The sequence below is a fragment of the Sphingoaurantiacus capsulatus genome (assembly GCF_042648405.1).
GTDB classification, from domain to species: domain Bacteria; phylum Pseudomonadota; class Alphaproteobacteria; order Sphingomonadales; family Sphingomonadaceae; genus Sphingoaurantiacus; species Sphingoaurantiacus capsulatus.
Map to the genome: position 1 here is coordinate 191600 of NZ_JBHRXV010000011.1, position 21589 is coordinate 213188.

23 protein-coding genes and 1 tRNA gene are annotated in these 21589 nt (G+C 68.0%); 16 read left to right on the top strand and 8 right to left on the bottom strand.

From position 1 onward, the window contains the following. Positions 1-30: 30 nt before the first annotated feature. Together argF and ACFOMD_RS13095 are read right to left on the bottom strand one after the other, a co-directional pair. Positions 31-963 carry an ornithine carbamoyltransferase gene (gene argF / locus ACFOMD_RS13090; protein ID WP_380862076.1) on the bottom strand — a complete coding sequence of 311 codons (933 nt, stop codon included), beginning with the start codon at positions 961-963 and terminating at the stop codon, positions 31-33. A gap of 1 nt (position 964) precedes the next feature. Next, positions 965-2152, bottom strand: a complete 1188-nt coding sequence (locus tag ACFOMD_RS13095; RefSeq protein ID WP_380862078.1) for an aspartate aminotransferase family protein — start codon at positions 2150-2152, stop codon at positions 965-967. Positions 2153-2312: 160 nt separating this feature from the next. On the opposite strand from ACFOMD_RS13095, the gene ACFOMD_RS13100 reads away from it, so the two are divergent. Continuing rightward, entirely contained in the window at positions 2313-2567 is a 255-nt protein-coding gene (locus ACFOMD_RS13100) for a type II toxin-antitoxin system prevent-host-death family antitoxin (protein WP_380862080.1), read from the top strand. 4 nt (positions 2568-2571) lie between these two features. Then, the gene (locus ACFOMD_RS13105) at positions 2572-3018 is read left to right on the top strand and encodes a hypothetical protein (protein ID WP_380862082.1); all 447 of its coding nucleotides are present in this window, start codon (positions 2572-2574) and stop codon (positions 3016-3018) included. Here ACFOMD_RS13105 and ACFOMD_RS13110 read toward each other — a convergent pair. After that, entirely contained in the window at positions 3015-3800 is a 786-nt protein-coding gene (locus ACFOMD_RS13110; protein WP_380862084.1) for an ABC transporter permease, read from the bottom strand. The two genes, ACFOMD_RS13105 and ACFOMD_RS13110, sit on opposite strands and share 4 nt — an antisense overlap. 132 nt (positions 3801-3932) lie before the next feature. Between ACFOMD_RS13110 and ACFOMD_RS13115 the strand changes: the two genes are divergently transcribed. Together ACFOMD_RS13115 and ACFOMD_RS13120 are read left to right on the top strand one after the other, a co-directional pair. After that, entirely contained in the window at positions 3933-4496 is a 564-nt protein-coding gene (locus ACFOMD_RS13115) for a GcrA family cell cycle regulator (protein ID WP_380862086.1), read from the top strand. 24 nt (positions 4497-4520) lie between these two features. Next, a complete protein-coding gene (locus tag ACFOMD_RS13120; protein ID WP_380862088.1) occupies positions 4521-5636 on the top strand; it encodes an alpha/beta fold hydrolase in 1116 nt (371 codons plus the stop codon). A gap of 102 nt (positions 5637-5738) precedes the next feature. Here ACFOMD_RS13120 and ACFOMD_RS13125 read toward each other — a convergent pair whose 3' ends face one another. Further along, positions 5739-7502, bottom strand: a complete 1764-nt coding sequence (locus ACFOMD_RS13125) for a PHA/PHB synthase family protein (protein WP_380862090.1) — start codon at positions 7500-7502, stop codon at positions 5739-5741. Between the two features lie 83 nt (positions 7503-7585). Between ACFOMD_RS13125 and ACFOMD_RS13130 the strand changes: the two genes are divergently transcribed. The 11 genes from ACFOMD_RS13130 to ACFOMD_RS13180 all read left to right on the top strand — a co-directional run bounded on the left by ACFOMD_RS13130 (position 7586) and on the right by ACFOMD_RS13180 (position 17660). Continuing rightward, positions 7586-8803: an LL-diaminopimelate aminotransferase gene (locus tag ACFOMD_RS13130; RefSeq protein WP_380862092.1), complete on the top strand. Its 1218-nt coding sequence runs from the start codon at positions 7586-7588 to the stop codon at positions 8801-8803. Beyond that, entirely contained in the window at positions 8800-9258 is a 459-nt protein-coding gene (locus ACFOMD_RS13135; RefSeq protein ID WP_380862094.1) for an endonuclease domain-containing protein, read from the top strand. Before ACFOMD_RS13130 ends, ACFOMD_RS13135 begins: the two co-directional genes overlap by 4 nt. Before the next feature lie 2 nt (positions 9259-9260). Continuing rightward, complete coding sequence (locus ACFOMD_RS13140; protein ID WP_380862097.1) at positions 9261-10553, top strand: homoserine dehydrogenase; 1293 nt, start codon at positions 9261-9263, stop codon at positions 10551-10553. A 46-nt stretch (positions 10554-10599) separates the two neighbouring features. After that, complete coding sequence (gene glpX / locus ACFOMD_RS13145; protein WP_380862099.1) at positions 10600-11583, top strand: class II fructose-bisphosphatase; 984 nt, start codon at positions 10600-10602, stop codon at positions 11581-11583. A 158-nt stretch (positions 11584-11741) separates the two neighbouring features. Beyond that, positions 11742-13511, top strand: a complete 1770-nt coding sequence (gene recJ, locus ACFOMD_RS13150) for a single-stranded-DNA-specific exonuclease RecJ (RefSeq protein WP_380862101.1) — start codon at positions 11742-11744, stop codon at positions 13509-13511. A 50-nt stretch (positions 13512-13561) separates the two neighbouring features. Next, positions 13562-13637, top strand: a tRNA-Glu gene (locus ACFOMD_RS13155). Between the two features lie 154 nt (positions 13638-13791). Next, the gene (locus ACFOMD_RS13160) at positions 13792-14643 is read left to right on the top strand and encodes a chromate resistance protein ChrB domain-containing protein (RefSeq protein WP_380862103.1); all 852 of its coding nucleotides are present in this window, start codon (positions 13792-13794) and stop codon (positions 14641-14643) included. Beyond that, positions 14640-15857 carry a chromate efflux transporter gene (gene chrA / locus ACFOMD_RS13165; protein ID WP_380862105.1) on the top strand — a complete coding sequence of 406 codons (1218 nt, stop codon included), beginning with the start codon at positions 14640-14642 and terminating at the stop codon, positions 15855-15857. The genes ACFOMD_RS13160 and chrA overlap by 4 nt, the downstream gene beginning before the upstream one ends. A gap of 46 nt (positions 15858-15903) precedes the next feature. Then, a complete protein-coding gene (locus tag ACFOMD_RS13170) occupies positions 15904-16299 on the top strand; it encodes a hypothetical protein (protein WP_380862107.1) in 396 nt (131 codons plus the stop codon). A 61-nt stretch (positions 16300-16360) separates the two neighbouring features. After that, positions 16361-16855 carry a DUF1003 domain-containing protein gene (locus tag ACFOMD_RS13175; protein ID WP_380862109.1) on the top strand — a complete coding sequence of 165 codons (495 nt, stop codon included), beginning with the start codon at positions 16361-16363 and terminating at the stop codon, positions 16853-16855. 34 nt (positions 16856-16889) lie between these two features. Beyond that, positions 16890-17660 carry an SDR family NAD(P)-dependent oxidoreductase gene (locus ACFOMD_RS13180; RefSeq protein WP_380862111.1) on the top strand — a complete coding sequence of 257 codons (771 nt, stop codon included), beginning with the start codon at positions 16890-16892 and terminating at the stop codon, positions 17658-17660. Here ACFOMD_RS13180 and ACFOMD_RS13185 read toward each other — a convergent pair. The 4 genes from ACFOMD_RS13185 to ACFOMD_RS13200 form a co-directional block, all read right to left on the bottom strand. Beyond that, on the bottom strand, positions 17657-18628 hold the full coding sequence (locus ACFOMD_RS13185; protein WP_380862113.1) for an MBL fold metallo-hydrolase: 972 nt from the start codon (positions 18626-18628) through the stop codon (positions 17657-17659). The genes ACFOMD_RS13180 and ACFOMD_RS13185 overlap by 4 nt on opposite strands. A 51-nt stretch (positions 18629-18679) precedes the next feature. Beyond that, positions 18680-19405: an SIMPL domain-containing protein gene (locus ACFOMD_RS13190; protein WP_380862115.1), complete on the bottom strand. Its 726-nt coding sequence runs from the start codon at positions 19403-19405 to the stop codon at positions 18680-18682. A 94-nt stretch (positions 19406-19499) separates the two neighbouring features. Next, positions 19500-19754, bottom strand: coding sequence for a GlsB/YeaQ/YmgE family stress response membrane protein (locus ACFOMD_RS13195; protein ID WP_380862117.1), 255 nt, complete (start codon positions 19752-19754; stop codon positions 19500-19502). A gap of 72 nt (positions 19755-19826) precedes the next feature. Beyond that, positions 19827-20090: a GlsB/YeaQ/YmgE family stress response membrane protein gene (locus tag ACFOMD_RS13200; RefSeq protein WP_380862119.1), complete on the bottom strand. Its 264-nt coding sequence runs from the start codon at positions 20088-20090 to the stop codon at positions 19827-19829. Between the two features lie 331 nt (positions 20091-20421). Between ACFOMD_RS13200 and ACFOMD_RS13205 the strand changes: the two genes are divergently transcribed. Continuing rightward, positions 20422-21588: an efflux RND transporter periplasmic adaptor subunit gene (locus ACFOMD_RS13205; RefSeq protein ID WP_380862121.1), complete on the top strand. Its 1167-nt coding sequence runs from the start codon at positions 20422-20424 to the stop codon at positions 21586-21588. Position 21589: the final 1 nt, after the last annotated feature.

A 21589-nucleotide genomic window follows, 5' to 3' on the forward strand; every position in this document is an offset into this window, starting at 1 on the left:
GACCCCAGATGGGAAGCCTCAGGCCCCCGGTCAACCGAGCTTGCCGAGGCACCAGAGCAGGATCGCCTTCTGCGCGTGCAGACGGTTCTCCGCCTCGTCCCACACCGCCGACTGCGGGCTGTCCATCACCGCGTCGAGCACTTCCTCGTTGCGGTGGGCGGGCAGGCAGTGGAGGAACACCGCCTCGGGCGCGGCGCGCGCCATCAGCTCGGGCGTGACCTGATAGGGCATCATCGCCTTGATCTTCTCGGCGCCGCCGTCCTGGCCCATCGACACCCAAGTGTCGGTGACCACCACGTCGGCGCCTTCGACGGCCGCCTTGGCGTCACGCAGCATGTCGAGATGGCCGCCGCGAGCCTGCGCGCAGGCGACGATGCCGGCATCGGGCTCGTAATTCTGCGGCGTCGCAGCGCGCACCTCGAAGCCGAGCAGCGAGCCCGCCTCGATGATCGAATGCAGCACATTGTTGCCGTCGCCGAGCCACGCCCAGCGGGTGCCCTCGACCGGGCGGCCCAGCCGTTCCTCGACGGTCATGATGTCCGCCATGATCTGGCAGGGGTGCGACAGGTCGGTGAGGCCGTTGATCACCGGCACCGCGGCGTAGCGCGCCAGCTCCTCGACGGTGGCGTGCGCCGAGCAGCGCAGCATGATCGCGTCGACATAGCGCGACAGCACGCGCGCGGTGTCGGCGATCGTCTCGCCGCGGCCGAGCTGCATGTCGTTGGGCGACAGCACCATCGCCGAGCCGCCCAATTGGCGCATGCCGATGTCGAACGACACGCGGGTGCGCGTCGACGGCTTCTCGAAGATCGCCGCCAGCACATGGCCGTGGAGCGGCGCGTCGAGATCGGGCAGGCCCTTGGGCTTGCCGACGCGCGCGGCCTTGCGGCGGTGCGCCTCATCGAGAATGGCCCGGAGCCCCTCGCGGCCGGCGGTCGCGAGGTCGAGGAAATGCCTGGTCATGTCAGGCCGCTTCGGCGGGCTTGAACGCCCGCGCCGCTTCCGAAAGCTTCTCCACGCACTCGCGGATATGGCTCTCGTCGATGTTGAGCGGCGGCAGCAGGCGGACGATGTTGTCGCCGGCCGCGGCGGTGAGGATGCCGAACGAGCGCGCATGATTGACGAAGGCGCGGCTGTCCGACTTCAGCTTCAGGCCGAGCATGAGCCCCATGCCGCGGACATGATCGAACAGATCGTCGTGGTTGGGGATCATCTGCTCGAGCGCGCCGCGCAGCCGCTCGCTGGTGGCGCGGACCTCGGCGAGGAATTCCGGCGTCGCGACGACGTCGAGCACCGCCTCGCAGGCGGCCATCGCCAGCGGGTTGCCGCCGTAGGTCGAGCCGTGGGTGCCGATCACCATGCCGGCCGCCGCGGCCTCGGTCGCGAGGCAGGCGCCGACCGGGAAGCCGCCGCCGATCGCCTTCGCCACCGCCATGATGTCGGGGGTGACGCCCAGCTGCTCATAGGCGAACAGCGTGCCGGTACGGCCGACGCCGGTCTGCACCTCGTCGAGGATCAGCAGCAGGTCATGCTCGTCGCAGAGCGCGCGCAGCTGCTGCATGAATTCCGGCGTCGCGGGGCGGAGGCCACCTTCGCCCTGCACCGGCTCGATCATGATGCCGGCGGCATCGGGGCCGATCGCCGCCTTCACCGCCTCGATGTCGCCGTGCGGCACCGCGGTGAAACCGGGGAGGAGGGGCTCGAAGCCCGAGCGCAATTTCTCCTGGTCGGTCGCCGAGATGGCGCCGAGGGTGCGGCCGTGGAAGGCGTTCTGGAAGGTGATGATCCGGTGCTTCCCCGGATTGCCCTTGGCGAATTGATAGCGGCGGCAGGTCTTGATCGCGCACTCGACGGCTTCGGCGCCGGAGTTGGCGAAGAACACCGTGTCGGCGAAGGTCAGCTCGACCAGCCGCTCGGCGAGGTGGCGCTGCTGCGGCGAGCCGTAGAGGTTCGACGTGTGCATCAGCGTCGCCGCCTGGCGCTGGATCGCCTCGGTCAGGTGCGGATGGCCGTGGCCGAGCACGTTGACCGCGATGCCGGCGGCGAAATCGAGATATTTCCTGCCGTCCGCGTCGAACAGATAGGCGCCTTCGCCGCGCACCGGCTCGACTTCGCAGCGGCCGTAGACGGGCATGAGGGCGGAAATCGTCATCGCTTGGGCTCCTTCGCCAAGAACGGAAAAAGGCGGCCGTGCCGGCCGCCTGGTTCCAGATTCGCCCTTTTGCGCCGTTAGGCTGCTGAGTCAATCATGGCTTGTCCGTCCGGCGCATAGATATATATAAACTACGTATATTGAGGAGAATGGAGTCATTATGCGGACGGTCACGGGCGAACAGCTTCAGAAGCGTAGCGGCGAAGTCAGGGCGGAAGCACGTCGTGCCCCGGTCGAGGTTACCTACCATGGGCGGCCCGAACTCATCGTGATGTCGGTCGAAGACTATGCCGTGCTTCGCATCAACCGGAAGCTCGCCGCTCATCGTGACGAAATGGCCGCCGCCAAGCTGGAACGGATTGCCGGCAACCGGATGGATGCCGCGCACGCGGACCTCGATGCGTTGATGGACTGACCAGATGCGTCTGCCGCCGCCCGAAATCGGCCGCGTCGTTCATTATGGTTTCGTCTGGGCCGGCGCTGGCCGAGCGGCGCCGCCCGATGCCGCCAAGAGCCGGCCCTGCCTGATCGTCGATGTCGAGGAGATCGTCGAGCGCGATGCGGGCAGCCGCCCGGTCAAGCGCGTTACCTACCTGCCGATCTCGCACACGCCGCCGCGCAAAGGCGAGGAGACGATCGACGTGCCGGTTCGGGTCGCGCAGCATCTCGGGCTGACGCGGGAAAAATCGTACATCTACACCAGTTACGCGGTCGAGGATGACTGGCCGTTCGACCTCGAGGCCCGGCCGGGTTCGACCGAATGCGACTATGGGCTGGTGCCGCCGCGCCTTTTCGAAGCCGTAGCCGAAAATTTCGCCGCCTATCTGAAGCGGCATCCGCAAACCACGCACAAGCGAAGTGGCTAGGCCTTCAGCTTCCACCCCTTGCGGAGCGCGGTGTAGCAGAGCGCCCACAGCAGGATGTTGATCGCGAGCAGCAGCAGCGCGCCGGGCAGCAGCGGGCCGTCTGACACGCCGATGAAGCCGTAGCGGAAGCCGTCGATGATGTAGAAGAAGGGGTTGGCGTGGCTGATCGCCTGCCACGGGCCCGACAGCCGGTCGACGGTGTAGAAGGTGCCCGAGAGCAACGACAGCGGCTGAACGACGAAGTTGGTGACCGCGGCGGCATGGTCAAACTTTTCCGCCCAGATGCCGGTCAGCACGCCGAGCAGCCCCAGCATGATCGCGCCCATCGAGCCATAATAGAGGATGGCGAGCGGGTGGCGGATGGCGACGTGGACGTCGGGCCAGGCGAGCATGAACATCCACACCGCGATACCGACGAGCCAGCCGCGGGTCAGCGCGCCGGCGACATAGGAGATCAGCAGCTCGCCCGAGGAGAGCGGCGGCATCAGCGAGTCGATAATCGTGCCCTGGATCTTGCCGATCAGGATCGACGACGACGAGTTGGCGAAGGCGTTCTGGATCATCCCCATGACGATGAGGCCGGGGGCGAGGAAATCGTTGAACGGAATGCCGCCCATCACCGTCCGGCCGCCGCGTCCCAATGCCACGGTAAAGATGGCCAGGAAGAGGAGCGTGGTGATCGCCGGCGCCCACACCGTCTGAAGCTGCACCTTGAAGAAACGGCGCACTTCCTTCAGATACAGCGTCGCCAGACCCCGCCAGTTGACGAAGGGGATGACCATAACCCCCGGTTCGGCTCGTCCGGCCTGTGGCGCCTTGGCATTCCCGTCAATCATGGTTGTGGGCTTAGACGGTCGCTTTTCGTGTCGCAAGCGCGAGGGGGCGGGCCGCCAGAACGAACAGGATTATCGCTCATGTCGTGGACCGACGAACGCATCGACCAGCTGAAGCAACTCTGGGAGAAGGGGCTGACCGCCAGCCAGATCGCCGAGAAGCTGGCGGGCGGCATCAGCCGCAACGCCGTCATCGGCAAGGCGCACCGCCTTGGCCTCAAGGCGCGCCCGTCGCCGGTGAAGAGCGGCGAGAGCTCGGCCGCCGAGGCGGCGCCCGCCGCGCCGCGCCCGACGCCGGCTGCCGCACCGGCAGCTCCGGCGGCCAGCGCTGCTGCTGCGCCGAGCCCGGTCGAAGCGCCGCGCCCGAAGCCGGCAGCGCCTGCCGCACCGCGCGTCGTCGCCACCACGACCGGCGCGGGTGGCAAGACCAGCCTCCTCGATCTCAGCGACAAGATCTGCAAATGGCCGATCGGCCATCCGGGCGACGCCGATTTCCATTTCTGCGGCAAGCCGGCCCAGCCGAGCTTCCCCTATTGCGGCGAGCATTGCGCTGTCGCCTATCAGGCGCAGCTGCCGCGCCGCGACCGGCCGGGCGGCGGTGGCCGTCCGTTCCCGCCGACCATGCCGGGCATGCGACCGCGCTGATCTTTCGCTGACGGGGGTTTGACCATGCTTCGTGCGCTGCTTCTCGCTGCAACTCTGGCGGCCGGGAGCGGCGCCGCGCTGGCGCAGACCGCGCCGATTGCGGCGACGCCGGCGGTGGCTCCGTCGCGTTATGCGGCGCTGGCGAAGGACGGCGACTTCGTCGTTCGCGACTTCAAATTCCGCTCGGGCGAGACCTTGCCCGAACTGAAGATGCATTATCTGACGCTCGGCACGCCGAAGCGCGACGCGGCGGGGAATATCGTCAATGCGGTGATGGTGCTGCACGGCACCAGCGGCTCGGGGCGGCAGTTCCTGCAACCGCAGTTCGCCGACGAGCTCTACGGCCCCGGCCAGCCGCTCGACCTCGCCAAGACCTACGTCATTCTCCCCGACAATATCGGCCACGGCGCCTCGTCGAAGCCGAGCGACGGGCTGAAGATGCGCTTCCCGTCCTACGACTATGACGACATGGTCGAGGCGCAGCGGCGGCTGCTGGTCGACGGGCTCGGCGTGAAGAAGCTGCGCCTGCTGATGGGCACCTCGATGGGCTGCATGCACGGCTTCGTCTGGGGCGAGGCCAACCCCGGCTTCGTGCAGGCGATGATGCCGATGGCCTGCCTGCCGGCGCCGATCGCCGGGCAGAACCGCATGTGGCGCAAGCTCGCGATGGACGCGATCAAGGCCGATCCGGCGTGGAACGGCGGCAACTACACCGCGCCGCCGGCGCAGGGGATGCGTACCGCGGCTACCTTGCTGGCGATCGTCGGCGGCAACCCGCTGGCGCTCGCCAAGCAGCTGCCGACGCGCGAGGCGGTCGACAAGTCGCTTGAGGGGCGGATTGAACGTGACAACGCAAGCCGCGACGCCAACGACCTGATCTATCAGATCAATTCGTCGCGGAACTATGACCCGTCGAAGGGGCTGGAGAAGATGACCATGCCGGTGGCGTGGATCAATTCGTCGGACGATTTCATCAACCCGCCGGGACTGGGCATTGCTGAGCCGGCGGCCAAGCGGTTGCCGAATGGTACCTATCGGCTGATCGAGGGTACGCCGGAGACCAAGGGGCACGGCACGCATACGTGGGCGAAATTCTGGAAGGCCGATCTGATCGAGCTGTTGAAGCGGTCGGAGAAGTAGCCGCCGTCACCACACCCACTGCGTCATACCGGCGAAAGCCGGTATCCAGTCGAGCGTTGGTCTGGATACCGGCTTTCGCCGGTATGACGGATAGGGGTGGGGCTAGATTCTAACCTTCACATAACGCCCCGGCGCGTCCTCGATCGCCTTGAGCTTGCCCTTGCCGGGCACCCGCGCCGGCACCTTGTCGCCCGAGCGCGGGGCGAGCCAGGCGATCCAGTCGGGCCACCAGCTGCCTTTCACTTCCTTCGCGGACGCGACGAACTCGTCGAGCGTCGGCGGCACCGTCGCGGCGTCGCTCACCCAGTGCTGGTATTTGCCCTGAGACGGCGGGTTGACCACGCCGGCGATATGTCCCGAGCCGGCGAGGACGAAGCGCATCGGGCCCTTGAAATGGTGGGTGATCTCGAACACCGATTTCGCCGGGGCGATATGGTCTTCCTTGCCCGCCTGGATATAGGCGGGCGTCTTCACCTTGGTCAGGTCGATCGGCACGCCGGCGATGCTGACGCCGCCGGGCTGGACCAGCTTGTTGTCGCGGTAGAGGTCGCGAAGATAGGACTGGTGCCACTTGCACGGCACGTTGGTCGCGTCCGAGTTCCAGTAGAGCAGGTCGAAGGGGAGATAATCCTTCCCCATCATGTAGTTGTTGACGACATAGTTCCAGATCAGGTCGTTCGACCGCAGCAAGTTGAACGTCGTCGCCATGTGGCGACCGTCGAGATAGCCCTTGTCCTTCGACAGCGCCTCGATGTTGGCGAGCTGCTCATCGTCGACGAAGATGTTGAGCTCGCCGGCGTTCGAGAAATCGACCTGGGCGGTGAAGAAGGTGACGCTGTTTACCTTCGCCGCCTGTTTCGTCGCCGCCAAATAGGCGAGGGTCGCGGCCAGCGTGGTGCCGGCGACGCAATAGCCGATGGTGTTGACCGACGGCGCGCCGGTCGCCTCGATCACCTTGTCGATCGCGGTGAGGATGCCCTCGGTCACATAGGTGTCGAGCACCACGTCGGCGTGGTTCTCGTTGGGGTTGGCCCAGGAGACGACGAACACGGTAAGCCCCTGTTCGACCGCCCAGCGGATGAAGCTTTTCTCCGCGGTGAGGTCGAGGATGTAGAATTTGTTGATCCACGGCGGGAAGATCACCAGCGGCGTCTCGAACACCGTCTCGGTGGTCGGCGCGTACTGGATGAGCTGGAACATCCGGTTCTCGAACACGACCTTGCCGGGCGTCACCGCGACGTTGCGGCCGACCTCGAACGCGTCCTCGTCGACCATGCGCATCCGGCCGTTTTCAAGGTCTTGCAGCAGGTTCTCAAGACCCTTCATGAGGTTCTCGCCCTGCGTTTCGACCGTCGCGCTCAGCACATCGGGGTTGGTCAGCGCGAAATTCGAGGGGCTCATCGCGTCGACGAACTGCTTGGTCAGGAACATCGCCTTGGCGCGGTCATGCTCGCCGAGACCTTCGAGCGCACCGACGCTCTCCATGACGTGCTGCGCGCTCAGCAGATAGGATTGGCGCATGAACTCGAAGGCCGGGTTCTCGCGCCACGCCGGGCTGGCAAAGCGCTTGTCCTTGGCAGCCGCCACAGGGCTCTCCTCGGGTTTGCCGCTGAGGAAGGCCGACCAGAGCTTGACGCTGTCCTGCCAGAGCGCGGTCTGCGCCTCGAACAGCTTGGCCGGATTGGCGGCGGCGGCATTCGCCATCGCCGTCCAGGTGTTGAACATCCCCAACGGGTCGGGGTTGCCGCCCGAGCCGCCGTCCTGCCGCGTCCAGAATTCGAGCATCGCCTGTTGCGCGCGCCCCATCAGGTGCGTCCAGCGCTGGAACTGCTCGATCGCGGCGTCGGAGGACGCGGTTTCGCTCATCAGGGCCTCGCCTTTTTCGTTTTGGGCTGCTTATAACACCTGCGGCTTTGAAGGCCCCATGCGTGAAAGAAAGTTACAACCCCATGTCCGAGGAATTCTACCGCGTCCGCCGTCTGCCGCCTTACGTGTTCGCCGAGGTGAACGCGATGAAGGCAGCAGCACGAGCGCGCGGCGAGGATATCATCGACCTTGGCATGGGCAACCCCGACACGCCGCCGCCCGCGCACGTCGTGGCGAAGCTGGCCGAGGTGGCCGCGAAGCCCGACGCACACGGCTATTCGGCGTCGAAGGGTATTCCGGGCCTGCGGAAGGCCAAGGCCGCTTATTATCAGCGCCGCTTCAACGTCACGCTTGATCCCGAGAGCGAGATCGTGGTGACGCTCGGCTCGAAGGAGGGGCTCGCCAACCTCGCGCAGGCGATCACCGCGCCGGGCGACGTCATTCTGGCGCCGAACCCGAGCTACCCGATCCACACCTTCGGCTTCATCATCGCCGGCGCTGTGATCCGCTCGATCCCGGCGGCACCCGGCCCGGACTTCTTCGAGAAGCTCGAGCGGGCGGTGAAATATTCGGTGCCGAAGCCGACGTGCCTCGTGATGGGCTATCCGTCGAACCCGACCGCCGAGGTCGTCGACCTCGATTTCTATGAAAAGGTCGTGGCGTTCGCGAAGGAGCACAACATCTGGGTGCTTTCCGACCTCGCCTATGCGGAGATCTTCTTCGACGGCGTGCCGACGCCCTCGATCCTGCAGGTGCCGGGCGCCAAGGACGTCGCCATCGAGTTCACCTCGATGTCGAAGACCTATTCGATGGCCGGCTGGCGCATCGGCTTTGCGGTCGGCAACAAGCAGCTGATCTCGGCGCTGACCCGCGTGAAGTCCTACCTCGACTATGGCGCCTTCACGCCGATCCAGGCGGCGGCGGTCGCCGCGCTCAATGGCCCGCAGGAGTGCATCGAGGAGGTGCGCCAGCTCTACAAGCGCCGCCGCGACGTGCTGGTCGAAAGCTTCGCCCGCGCCGGCTGGGACGTGCCGAGCCCCCGCGCCTCGATGTTCGCCTGGGCACCGATCCCGCCGGCGCTGAAGCACCTCGGCGCGCTGGAATTTTCCAAGCAGCTGCTCACCCACGCACAGGTCGCGGTGGCGCCGGGCGTCGGCTTCGGTGAGGAAGGCGAGGGCTATGTCCGCATCGCGCTCGTCGAGAACGAGCACCGCATTCGGCAGGCGGCGCGCAACATCAAGCGCTACCTCCAGTCGATGGGGGTGAACACGCCGGCGATGACGAAAGCGGTGAGTGGGTGAACGAAGGGGCGGACGAAGCCCCTCTCCCTGGAGGGGAGAGGGGTTGGGGAGAGGGTGGTATCCGCCATCGCGCTCCCGCCGGTCACACGCACCGCGCCCGCTCGCTTCGCCACGAGGCGACCGACGCCGAGCGCAAATTTTGGGGCGCGGTACGCGCCGGTCGGCTGAACGGCTGGAAATTTCGCCGCCAGGTTCCGATCGGCCGCTACATCGTCGATTTCGCCTGCCCGGCGGGGCGCCTGATCGTGGAACTCGACGGCAGCCAGCACGCAGAACAGCGACTTTATGATGCTGCCCGTACCCACTTTCTTCAATCACAGGGCTATCGCGTGATGCGCTTCTGGAACAACGAGTTTCTGACGAACTTCGAGGGAGCGATGTCGATGGTGAGCCATGCGCTCACCCCCCACCACCCTCTCCCCAACCCCTCTCCCCTCCAGGGAGAGGGGCTATGAGCATGACCAAACCCCTTCGCGTCGGCTTGGCCGGCTTGGGCAATGTCGGCGCGGGCGTCGTCAAGCTGCTCGACACCAACCGGGCGCTGGTCGAGCGCCGCGCCAATCGGGGGATCGAGGTGGTGGCGGTGTCGGCGCGCGACCGGCATCGGGATCGCGGCGTCGATACCACGCGGTTCGAGTGGGTCGATGACGCGACGCAGCTTTGCCACCGGGACGATGTCGATGTCGTCGTCGAGTTGATCGGCGGCGCGGACGGCCCGGCGTTGACCTTGGCGCGGGCGACCTTCGATTGCGGCAAGTCGCTGGTCACCGCCAACAAGGCGATGCTGGCGCATCATGGGCTGGAGCTCGCGGAGCGCGCCGAGAGCGCAGGATCGGCGCTCAAATACGAGGCGGCGGTCGCGGGCGGCATTCCGGTCATCAAAGGCCTGCGCGAGGGTGCTGCGGCCAATGAGCTGGCGCAGGTCTACGGCATCCTCAACGGCACCTGCAATTACATCCTGACCTCGATGGAGCAGGACGGCTCGCCCTTCGCCGAGGTGCTCGCCGAGGCGCAGCGGCTGGGGTACGCCGAGGCCGACCCGAGCTTCGACATCGACGGCATCGACGCGGCGCACAAGCTCGCCATCCTCGCCAGCCTGTCGTTCGGCGCGCGGCCCGATTTCGGCGCGGTGGCGACGCAGGGCATCCGCGAGGTCGACATCGCCGACATCCAGCATGCCGCGACGCTCGGTTTCCGGATCAAATTGGTGGGCCTCGCGCGGCAGGAGGCGGGCGGGCTGTTCCAGCGTGTCCACCCGTGCCTCGTGCCGCTCGGCCACCCGCTGGCGCATGTCGACGGCTCGCTGAACGCCGTCGTCGCCGAGGGCAATTTCGTCGGCCGGCTGTTCTTCCAGGGCCGCGGCGCGGGTGAGGGGCCGACGGCGAGCGCCGTCGTCGCCGACCTGATCGACGTGGCGCGCGGCGAGTTCGGCCCGGCGTTCGCGATGCCGGCGTCAAAGCTCGGCGCGCTGCCGGCGGCGCCGCAGGGCGACCATGTCGGGCGCTATTACCTCCGCCTCACCGTCGCCGACCGGCCCGGCGTGCTCGCCGAGCTGACGGCGGCGCTGCGTGACGAATCAGTGTCGATCGAAAGCCTGATCCAGCGCGGCACCGCGGCGAACGGCGGTGTCTATGTCGTGATGGTGACGCATGAGGGGCCGGAGCGGGCGGTGCGCGCGGCGCTTGGCCGGATGAGCGCGTCGGACAGCGTTATCGGCCAGCCGATGATGATGCATATTCTCGACTTCTGACGAGCGGGCGGCTACGGGGCTCCCCAAATCCGAAGTGGGGAATTTCATGGTTCAAGCCAGCAAGACTCTCGATCGCGTTCTGGTGCTCGAGATGGTGCGCGTCACCGAATGCGCCGCGATCTCGGCGTCGAAGCTGATCGGCCGCGGCGACGAGAAGGCGGCCGATGCCGCCGCCGTCGAGGGCATGCGCGACGCGCTCAACCAGCTCGCGTTCGACGGCACCGTCGTCATCGGCGAGGGCGAGCGCGACGAGGCGCCGATGCTGTATATCGGCGAGAAGGTCGGCAGCGCGCAGGGCACCGGCCCGAAGATCGACATCGCGCTCGATCCGCTGGAAGGCACCACCATCACCGCGAAGGCCGGCCCCAACGCGCTGGCCGTGCTGGCGATCGCCGAGCAGGGCGGGCTGCTCAACGCGCCCGACGTCTACATGGACAAGCTGGCGATCGGGCCGGGCTATCCGGAAGGCACCATCGACCTCAACAAGTCGGTGACCGAGAATGTCCAGTCGCTGGCGAAGGCGAAGGGCGTCGCGCCCGACGAGATCATCGCCTGCGTGCTCGACCGTCCGCGCCATGAGGCGATCATCCGCGAGCTGCGTTCGCTCGGCTGCGGCGTCGTCCTCATCCCCGACGGCGACGTCGCGGGCGTGATCGCGGTGACCAACCCCGACACCACCATCGACATGTACATGGGCTCGGGCGGTGCGCCGGAGGGTGTGCTCGCGGCGGCGGCGCTGCGCTGCGTTGGCGGCCAGTTCCAGGGCCGGCTGCTGTTCCGCAACGACGACGAGCGCGGCCGCGCCCGCCGCTGGGGCATCGAGGATCTCGACCGCGTCTATCACCTCAACGAGCTGGCGAAGGGCGACGTGATCTTCGCGGCGACCGGCGTCACCGACGGCTCGCTGCTCGACGGCGTCAAGCGCCGGCGCGACGGCACGATCACCACCGACTCGGTGGTGATGCGCGCCTCCTCGGGCACCGTGCGCTGGGTGAAGGGTGAGCACCGCCGCGGCAGCGTCCGCGATTAGTCGCCTCGCACTGCCGCACCCGTCATCCTGACGAAAGTCAGGATCTCCTGCCACGTTCGTCGCGGTGCGCAGGGTCGTCGCGTTTAACCCGGGATGAGGTCCTGACTTTCGTCAGGATGACGACCTGCACTACAGTGCGGTGATGGGGTGCAGCGTACATGAGTAATTCGGTCTTCGGCATCGAGCAGTCGGTGCTCGGCCAGCCGTGGCGGTGGCGGGGCGGGCGCGAGCGGGCGGCCGAGCTGGCCAGCCGCGCCGGACTCGACGACATCGTCGCGCAGCTGTTCCTCGCGCGCGGCGCCTCGTTCGACGATCTGGAGCGGTTGCGCAGCCCGACGATCCGCGACTGGCTGCCCGACCCCTCGATCTTCCGCGACATGGGCGTGGCGGCCGAACGGATTGCCGCCGCGGTGCGCAGCGGTGAGCCGGTGGTGGTGTTCGGCGACTATGACGTCGACGGCGCCACCTCGGCGGCGCTGCTCATCCGCTTCCTGCGCGCCTGCGGGGCGGATGCGACCTATTACATCCCCGACCGGCTGATGGAGGGCTATGGCCCCTCGGGCGAGGCGCTGGAGCGGCTGGCGGGGCAGGGCAAGACGCTCGCGATCACCGTCGATTGCGGCACGCAGGCGTTCGAAGCGCTGGAGCGGGCCTGCGCGGCGGGCCTCGACGTGGTGGTGGTCGACCATCACAAGGCGTCGACCGCGCTGCCGGCCTGCGTCGCGGTGGTGAACCCCAACCGGATGGACGAGGAGGAAGGCGCCGCCTACGGCCACCTCGCCGCGGTCGGCATGGCGTTTATGCTCGCGGTCGCGGTCAACCGCCTGCTGCGCGACACCGGCTGGTTCGCCGGCCGCCCCGAGCCGAAGCTCATGGAGCTGCTCGATCTCGTCGCGCTCGGCACCGTCGCCGACGTGGTGTCGCTGACCGGCCTCAACCGCGCCTTCGTCGCGCAGGGGCTGAAGGTGATGGCGGCGCGGCGCAACATCGGCATGGCCGCGTTGTTCGACGTGGCGAAGCTGGAGCGATCGCCGCAGGCCGGCGACCTCGGCTTCATGATCGGGCCGCGCATCAACGCCGGCGGCCGGGTCGGGCGCTCCGACCTCGGGGTGCGGCTGCTGACCAGCGAGGACCCCGAGGAGGCGCGCGTCATCGCCGCCGAGCTCGATTTCCTCAACGGCGAGCGCCGCGCGCTGGAGACCAGCATCACCGAGGCGGCGGTCGCGGCGAGCGTGGGGCAGGGCGACAGCCCGGTCGCGGTGATCGCCGGGCAGGGCTGGCACCCCGGCGTCATCGGCATCGTCGCCAGCCGCATCAAGGACAGGCTCAACAAGCCCGCTGTGATCATCGCCGTCGACGCCGATGGCGTAGGGAAGGGCTCGGGCCGCTCGCTGCCCGGCGTCGATCTGGGCGGCGCGGTGCTGGCGGCGAAGGACCTGGGGCTGCTGGTCGCGGGCGGCGGCCATGCGATGGCGGCGGGCCTCACCGTCGACGCCGACAAGGTCGCGGCGTTCACCGAATTTCTCAACGATCGGCTCGGCGCCGACGTGACCCGCGCGCAGGAAGGCGCCGCGCTCACCCTCGACGCCGCGCTGGCGCCGGGCGGGGTGTGCGTCGAGCTGGCCGAAGCGCTCGACGGCGCCGGCCCCTACGGCGCCGGCTGGCCGCAGCCCCGGGTGGCGGCGGGGCCGGTGACGGTGGTCAAATGCGATGTGGTCGGCACCGGGCACGTCCGCGTCATCCTGTCGGGGGCCGATGGTTCGCGGGTGAAGGCGGTGGCGTTCCGCCATGCCGACACCGCGCTCGGCGCCGCGCTCGCCAACGCGCGCGGCCGCCGCATGTATGTCGCCGGCCGCATCAAGCGCGACGACTGGGGCGCCAAGCCCAGCGCCGAATTGCATCTCGATGATGCGGCGTGGGCCGATTGAACGGTTGACCGATACCGACGCCCTAGCTAAGTCAGCGCCTCTTCCGCTGCGGCCCCATCGTCTAGCGGTCTAGGACGTCGCCCTTTCACGGCGAAAACACGGGTTCGAGTCCCGTTGGGGTCACCACCTTCGAGCCACTTCGTCGGTCAAAGCGGCAACCTCCTGCTCACCGCCGATTGACACCGCCCGCCGAACGCGGAAATCTGGGCGCATGGGGATCGCGATCACCCCATGAGGCGTCAGGCTGAAGCATCGCGTCCTGGTTGATGAAGGACGCCCTATGCCTGCCCCACATTCGATCACCGCCGAAAAGCTTGCTCGCCTGATCGGCCAGCCGACCGCGCCGCGGATCGTCGATATGCGAACCGACGCTGAGTTCGCGCGCGACCCGCGGCTGATTCCCGGCGCGCGGCGGCGGCGCTTTGCCGAGCCTGCGCACTGGGCGCCCGAATTTGGCGGGCAGGCCGTCGTGGTCGCATCGGGCGATGGCGGGGATATCGCCGACGGTGTTGCCGCGTGGCTTCGGCAGGAGCGCGTCCCCGCCGAACGGCTGGAGGGCGGCGTTGCGGGCTGGGCGGCGGCGGGGCTGCCGCTGGTGCCCGAGGCGAAGCTGCCGCGCCGAGATTCGAACGGCCGCACCGTCTGGGTGACGCGGCAGCGGCCGAAGGTCGACCGCATCGCCTGCCCGTGGCTGATCCGCCGCTTCGTCGACCCGGCCGCCGTGTTTCTGTTCGTGCCGCCTGCCGAGGTCGCCGCTGTCGCCGCACGGTTCGATGCGACACCCTTCGACGTCGAGGGCGACGGCATCGCGTGGAGCCACCGCGGCGACCGCTGCACCTTCGACGTGATGGTCGAGGAACTGGGGCTGACGGGCTTTCCGGCGCTGGAACAGCTCGCCGTCATCGTGCGCGGGGCCGACACCGGCCATCCCGAGATCGTGCCGGAGGCGGCGGGGCTGCTCGCGGTGTCGCTCGGCCTGTCGCGGATGTTCGCCGACGATATCGAGCAGCTCGATGCCGGCATGCTGGTCTATGACGCGCTCTATCGCTGGTGCCGCGACGCCACCGACGAGGTCCATAACTGGAGTTCGCACCAGCCCCGCGGCGCGCGGCCGGCGGGGGACGGCCGGTGAGCGGCGCGGTGATCGCCCCCGCGCCCGCCGACACCCATCGCCCACCGGATCTCAGCCACCCGGCGCTGTTCCTGCGCTTCCTGCGCTTCGGCCTGATGGCGTTCGGCGGGCCGGTGGCGCAGATCGCGATGATCCGGCGCGAGCTGGTCGACGAGGAGCGGTGGATTTCCAGCGCGCACTTCAACCGGCTGCTGGCGGTGATGCAGGCGCTGCCGGGGCCGGAGGCGCACGAGCTGTGCGTGCATCTCGGCATTCGCGCCAAGGGGCGGCTCGGCGGGCTGCTCGCCGGGCTCGCCTTCATGCTGCCGGGCTTCATCCTCGTGCTGGCGCTTGCCTGGGCCTATACGCGGTTCGCGTTTCAAAGCCGGCTTCTCGCGGCGGTGTTCCTCGGGGTGCAGGCGGCGGTGATCGCGGTGATCGTGCGCGCCGTCCACCGGATCGGGGAGCATATCCTGATCGACCGCTGGTTGTGGCTGGCCGCCGGGTTGGCGGCCGGCGCCACGTTGCTCGGCGCGCCGTTCTGGATCGTGCTGCCGGGGGTGGGCATCGGCTATGCGCTCGCGGCGTCGCGGCGGTACGGGCTTGCCGCGCTGGTGCTGCTGGTTGCGGCGGCAGGCGGGTGGCTGATCAGCGGTTCGGCCGGTGCCGCTACCCAGGCCGCAGTCGCCGCACCCACCGCGGCTGCGCTGTTCGTGGCCGGGCTGAAGGGCGGCCTGCTGACCTTCGGCGGCGCCTACACCGCGATTCCGTTTGTCCGAACCGACACGGTCGGGCGCGGGTGGATGAGCGACGCGCAGTTCCTCGACGGCCTCGGCCTGTCGGGCATCCTGCCGGCGCCGCTGGTCATCTTCGCGACGTTCGTCGGCTGGGTGAGCGGCGGGCTCGCCGGCGCGCTGGCGATCACCGCCGGCATGTTCCTCCCTGCCTTCGCTTTCTCGCTGCTGTTCTACGAGCGACTGGAGGCGCTGATCGAGCATCGCCGGCTGCAGCTTTTCCTGGCGGGCGTGGCGGCGGGCGTGGCCGGGCTGATCGCGATGACGCTGCTCGATCTGGCGCGCGCGACGGTGGACCGCACGCCGGCGCTGATCGTCACCGGCGCGATCTTCGTGACTTCGCTGCTCGTGCTCTATCGGTGGAAGAACAAGCTGGCGACGCCGGTCGTCCTCGCGGTCGGCGGGCTGGCGGGGACATTGGCATTGACCTCGTCAGGCTGACGCGACAGCTTGGCGCCGATCGCGAAACGCGACGGGGGGAATGCCGATGTTCAACGATCTGCCGGATATTCTGCTGCGCCACCGCATGGCCGTGGGCATCGTCGCCATCCTGATCGCGATCGCCACCTGGGCGGTCGATCTGACCGATCTCGTCTATGCCTGCCCCTATTGCCGGAGCCAGCGCACCGTTATCGGCCTGCTCGGCATCCTGCTGCTGCTGCCCAATCCGGCGCACTGGCTGGTGCGCTACCTGTCGGCGGTGTTCGCGGTTTTCGGTCTGTCGGTCGCCGGCACCCAGCATTTCAAGGGCTGGGCGCGGATCATGGGCGGCGAGTTCGAATGGGGCGCACAGTGGTACATCAACCCGTGGATGCTCTCCGGCTTCGCGATCTTCATCATCACCGGACTTCTGTTGCTGATCTGGCGCTGGCGCAAGCGATAGGCTGTCCGCGCTTTGACGCGAACCTCCCGCCGCGCGATGACGTAGGGCGGGAGGTGCGCGCATGAGTGATCAACCTATCGACATGGTGCGGCTCGCCGAGCGGGCGCTCGCGACCGAGCCGGGGACACTGCCGGCGCGGGTGCGCCACGTCGTCGAGCGGGCGGCGCGGCGCGAAACGGTGAGCCGGCCGCATCCGGCGGCGGGCGAGGGCGGGGACAGCTTCGGCCAGCGGCTCGCGGATCGCGTTGCCGCGGTCGGCGGTTCCTGGGGCTTCATCGCCGGTTTCGGGCTGTTCCTGCTCGGCTGGGCGCTGACCAACGCGCTGCTGCTGACGCACCCGCCCGATCCCTATCCCTTCATCTTCTTGAACCTGCTGCTGTCGATGCTGGCGGCGATTCAGGCGCCGATCATCATGATGAGCCAGAACCGGCAAGTGGTGCGCGACCGGCTTCAGGCCCAGCAGGATTATGAGGTGAATTTGAAGGCCGAACTGGAGATTCTGGCGCTTCACGAAAAGATGGATCGGGTGCTGGCGCAGCTCGATGAACGGCCATAGTAAGTCAGCGAACGATTTTAGGCGGGGAGCAGCAATGACGGGACTTTTCGATCTTTCGGGCAAGGTGGCGGTGATCACCGGCTCGTCGCGCGGCATCGGCAAGGCGATCGCCCACCGGATGGCCGAACATGGCGCCAACGTCGTCATTTCCTCGCGCAAGCTCGACGCCTGCGAGGCGGCGGTGGCCGAGATCAACGCCGCGGTCGGGCGTGACGCCGCCATAGCGGTGCCGGCGAACATCTCGTCGAAGGACGACCTCCAGCGGCTGGTCGATGAAGCCAACCGCGCGTTCGGCAAGATCGACATCATCGTCTGCAACGCGGCGGCGAACCCCTATTTCGGGCCGATGGCGGGCATCGCCGACGAGCAGTTCGACAAGATTTTGAAGAACAACATCGTCGCCAACCACTGGCTGATCCAGATGACCGCGCCGCAGATGGTCGAGCGCGGCGAGGGGGCGGTGATCATCGTCTCGTCGATCGGCGGGCTGAAGGCGTCCAACCAGCTCGGCGCCTACTGCATCTCGAAGGCGGCGGACATGCAGCTGGCGCGCAACCTCGCGCTCGAGTTCGGGCCGAAGGGGGTGACGGTCAACGCCATCTGCCCCGGCCTCGTCCAGACCGATTTCGCCAAGGCGCTGTGGGACAATCCCGACATCCTGAAGGCGGCGAAGGCGAACTCCTGCCTGAAGCGCATCGGCCAGCCCGACGAGATCGCCGGCATGGCGGTGTTCCTCGCCTCGAAGGCCGGTGCCTTCACCACCGGGCAAAGCTTCGTCATCGATGGCGGCGCCACCGTCGTCTAGGCGGCGGTTCGCCCTTTGCGGTCGTAATAGAGGCGGCCCATCAGCTCGAACAGCGCGAGCGTGTTGCGCGGGCTGTGGTCGTGCGCGAACTCGCGGTAGAGCGTGTCGACGTTGACCGCGAGGCGCTCGGCATCGCTCCACGCGTCGAAGCGACCGAGGCCGATGTCGAAGGCCGCGTCGGCGGCGGACATGCCCGCGTCATAGCGCTTGCGCGCCTCCTGCGTGATGTAGCCGAGATAGTCGTGGACGGCGCGCACCCCGGCGCGGTCGGTCAGCGGGCCGTGGCCGGGGACGATATGGTCGACGTCCATGTCGAGGATCATCTCGCAGGCGGCGAGCCAGTTGGAGACCGGCCCTTCCCACATGATCGGCGTGCCCTCGATGAACAGGATGTCGCCGGTGAACACGGTGCGGTCGGTCGGGACATGTACCAGCACGTCGCCGGCCGTATGCGCCGGGCCGACCTCGATCAGCCGCACGCCCTTGTCGCCGACCTTCAGGTCGAGCCGGCCGTTGAAGGTCTGCGTCGGGGCGCGGCTGTTGACGCCGGCGAAGTCGAAGGGCGCGAAGATTTCGGCGAAGTAATTGCCGGCGACGCCGAGCTGCCCCGCGGCGCCCGCAGCCTTCAACTGCGCCAGCATCTGCGGCGAGAATTCGGCCATTTCCTTGGCCGACGCTTCCGATGCGACGATCTCGGCTTGCGGCAGCAGGCCGTTGCCATGGGTGTGGTCGCCGTTGGCGTGGGTGTTGACGACGGTGCCGATGTCGGATGCGCCGAGGCCGGTGGCGTCGCGCATGACGCCGAGCATCTCGGCGGTCAGCGGCTCGTCGAACAACGTATCGACCAGCAGCGCCTCGTCGCCGTCGCGGATCAGCCCTGCGTTCGACCAGCCCCAGCTGCCGTCGGGCTGAAGATAGGCGTAGATTCCGCTGCCGAGATCGACGAGCCCCTTGCCATAGCCTGCCATATCGAAGTCCTCCCCGTCCGCCACGCTAGGGCAGACGGGGACGGGGTCAAGCTACTCGAGTTCGAAGACGACGTTGACGGTGACGCTCAGCTCGACCTCGCCGGCGGCGACCGGCGTCGAGGCGTCCTTCATTTCCGCCATTGCCTGCGCGCGCATCACCGGGACCGGGTAGGGCGGCGGGGTGACCGCGCTGCCTTCGCTGATCTGCAGGATGCGCTTCACGCGCAGGCCGGCGGCCTTGGCGTAAAGCTCGGCGCGCTGGCGGGCCTTGGTCATCGCGGCGACGCGGGCTTCGTCGAGCGCCGGCTCGGGCTTGTCGAGGCGGAAGGTCGGGCCGTTGATCTGGTTCGAGCCCTGCGCGACCAGCGCGTCGATGGTCTTGCCCATGTTGGCGATGTCGCGCACCCGCACCGAGACGTTGTTGCTCGCCTGATAGCCGGTGAGCAGCGGCGGCTGGTTCTCGCGGTACATATATTGCGGGCTGAGGTTGATGCCCGAGGTCTGGATGTCGCGGTCGGCGATCCCGGCGCGCTTCAGCGCGGCGACGACGGCGGTCATCTTGTTCGCGTTGAAGCGCATCGCCTCGCTGGCGGTCTTCGACTGGGTCATCACGCCGGCCGACAGATCGGCGACGTCGGGCGCGCGCTCGACCTTGCCCTCGGCGGCGACGGCGAGCGTGGTGCCGACGGTCGGCGCCTGAACGATGGGCACCACCTGGGCGGCCGCGGGAGCGGCGAGCGCGAACAGACTGGCGGCAATGGCGAAACGTGCGATCATCGGATCAATCCTTCCGAACGAAAACTGGTGTTGACGCGGCAGATGCCGCACCGCGACTTTCGCGGGGCTGAACGGCGTAACGATTGCGCAACGATCAGGATGCGCGGGCGCGCAGCACCAGGCGATAAATCAGAATGAGCACGAGCGCGCCGACGGCGGCGGCGGCGTAGCTCACTGGCTCGTCCGCCTCGAACAGGTCGAGCGCGCGGCCGAGAAAGCCGGCGAGCATGGCGCCCGCGATCCCGATAAGGATGAGGAGGACGGGGCCGCTCGCGGCGCGGCGCGGGGCAACCAGGCGGGCGAGCAGGCCGACGACGAGGCCGACGATCATCCAGCCGAGCAGTTCCACGCCATTCCCCCCTCAACAGCCGACAGCCGGAGCCCGAAAGCCCCGGCCGGCGGCCAGCTTAGACGACGAAGGTTAACCGATCGTGCGGCGGCTGGTGAACACGCGGTACAGCCACAGCAGGATCACGGCGCCGAGCGTCGCGATCAGCAGGTTCCAGATGTTGCCACCGGCGCCGAAACCGATCGCCGAGGCGATGAAGCCGCCGATAATCGCGCCGACGATGCCGAGCAGGATGGTGACGATGATGCCGCCCGGGTCGCGGCCCGGCATGATGAACTTGGCGAGCGCACCCGCGATGAGGCCGATAACGATCCAGCCGAGAATGCCATAATCCATGTAATCGCTCCCTGATCGGGGACAGCGGGGTCCCGGGTTTACAGTGCGGGCGACGGCGGAAAATGCGGGCCACGCCCAGCCTTTTTCGCCCCTGTCACCCACCTGACGATCCGAACGACCGGCCGCGCGTTTGGTTGCCCGTTCAGAATGCGTAAACGTTGCTGTGGTGAAACGGCTAGCTACTGGTCGAACGGGAAAATCCGTTGGTCGAACGCCATATTCCAGCCCCGAAGAGCATGATATGGCCCCCGCGCCCGCGGAAATGCGGCTTGCGGCAACTGATATATTCATATAACACACCGTTGCCGACATATCGGGGACTCGAAGGTTGATGAACATGCATGCACCCATCCGCGCCGATGGCTCGGCTGATGCCGACGAAGCGCAGGGCTTCGTGGCCCGCAACCGGCGAATCCTCATTGTCGGCGTCCTTGTCGCCGCCGCTCTGGCCTGGGCGGCCACGAAGTTTCTCGGCGGCGGCGATGACGCGCCGGCGGAAGAGGCCAAGGCGCCGCGCGTCTCGGTGGTGGTGCCGGGCGTCGCCTCGGTTGCCGCCGAAGTGCGCGTGTCGGGCGCCGTTGCGGCTCGCCGCGAGATGCCTGTCGGCGTGCAAGGCGAGGGCGGCATGGTCACCGCCGTGCTCGTCGAGGCGGGCGACACTGTCCGCGCCGGCCAGGTGATGGCGCGCCTCGACCGCGCCGTGCAGGCGCAGCAGGTCGCGCAGCTCACCGCGAGCGTCCAGCAGGCGCGCGCCGATCTGGCGCTATCGCAGAGCGAGCTCGACCGTGCGCTGACGCTGGTCGAGAAGGGCTTCATTTCGAAGGCGGACATCGACCGCCGCACCGCCACCCGCGATTCGAACGCCGCGCGCGTTCGCGTCGTCTCGGCACAGCTTGGCGAATCGCAGGCCCGCCTCGCGCGCCTCGACATTCGCGCGCCGGGCGCCGGTCTCGTGCTCGCCCGCGACGTCGAGCCGGGCCAGATCGTCAGCGCCGGCGGTATGCCGCTGTTCAAGATCGCGCAGAACGGCGCGATGGAGATGAAGGCGCGCGTTGCCGAGCAGGATCTGGCGCGTCTCCGCCGCGGCATGCCCGCGACGGTTCAGCTGGTCGGCAGCCCGCGCGAGTTCGGCGGCGAAATCTGGCTGCTCGAGCCGGTGATCGACGCGCAGACCCGCCAGGGCGAAGCGCGCATTGCGCTGGTCAACGATCCCGAACTGCGCGTCGGCGCCTTCGCCAACGCCCGCATCGCCGCGGGCACGGCGCAGCAGCCGAAGCTGCCGCAATCGGCGGTGCTCGCCGACACCAAGGGTCCCTATGTGTTCGTGGTCGGCAGCGACAACAAGGTCACGCGCCGCGACGTGAAGACCGGCGAGGTCGGCGAGACCGGTATCGCCATCGCCTCGGGCCTCACCGGCAACGAGAAGGTGGTGCTGTCGGCGGGCGCGTTCCTCAACGAAGGCGAAACCATCGACCCGGTGCTGCAGGCCAAGCGCTGAG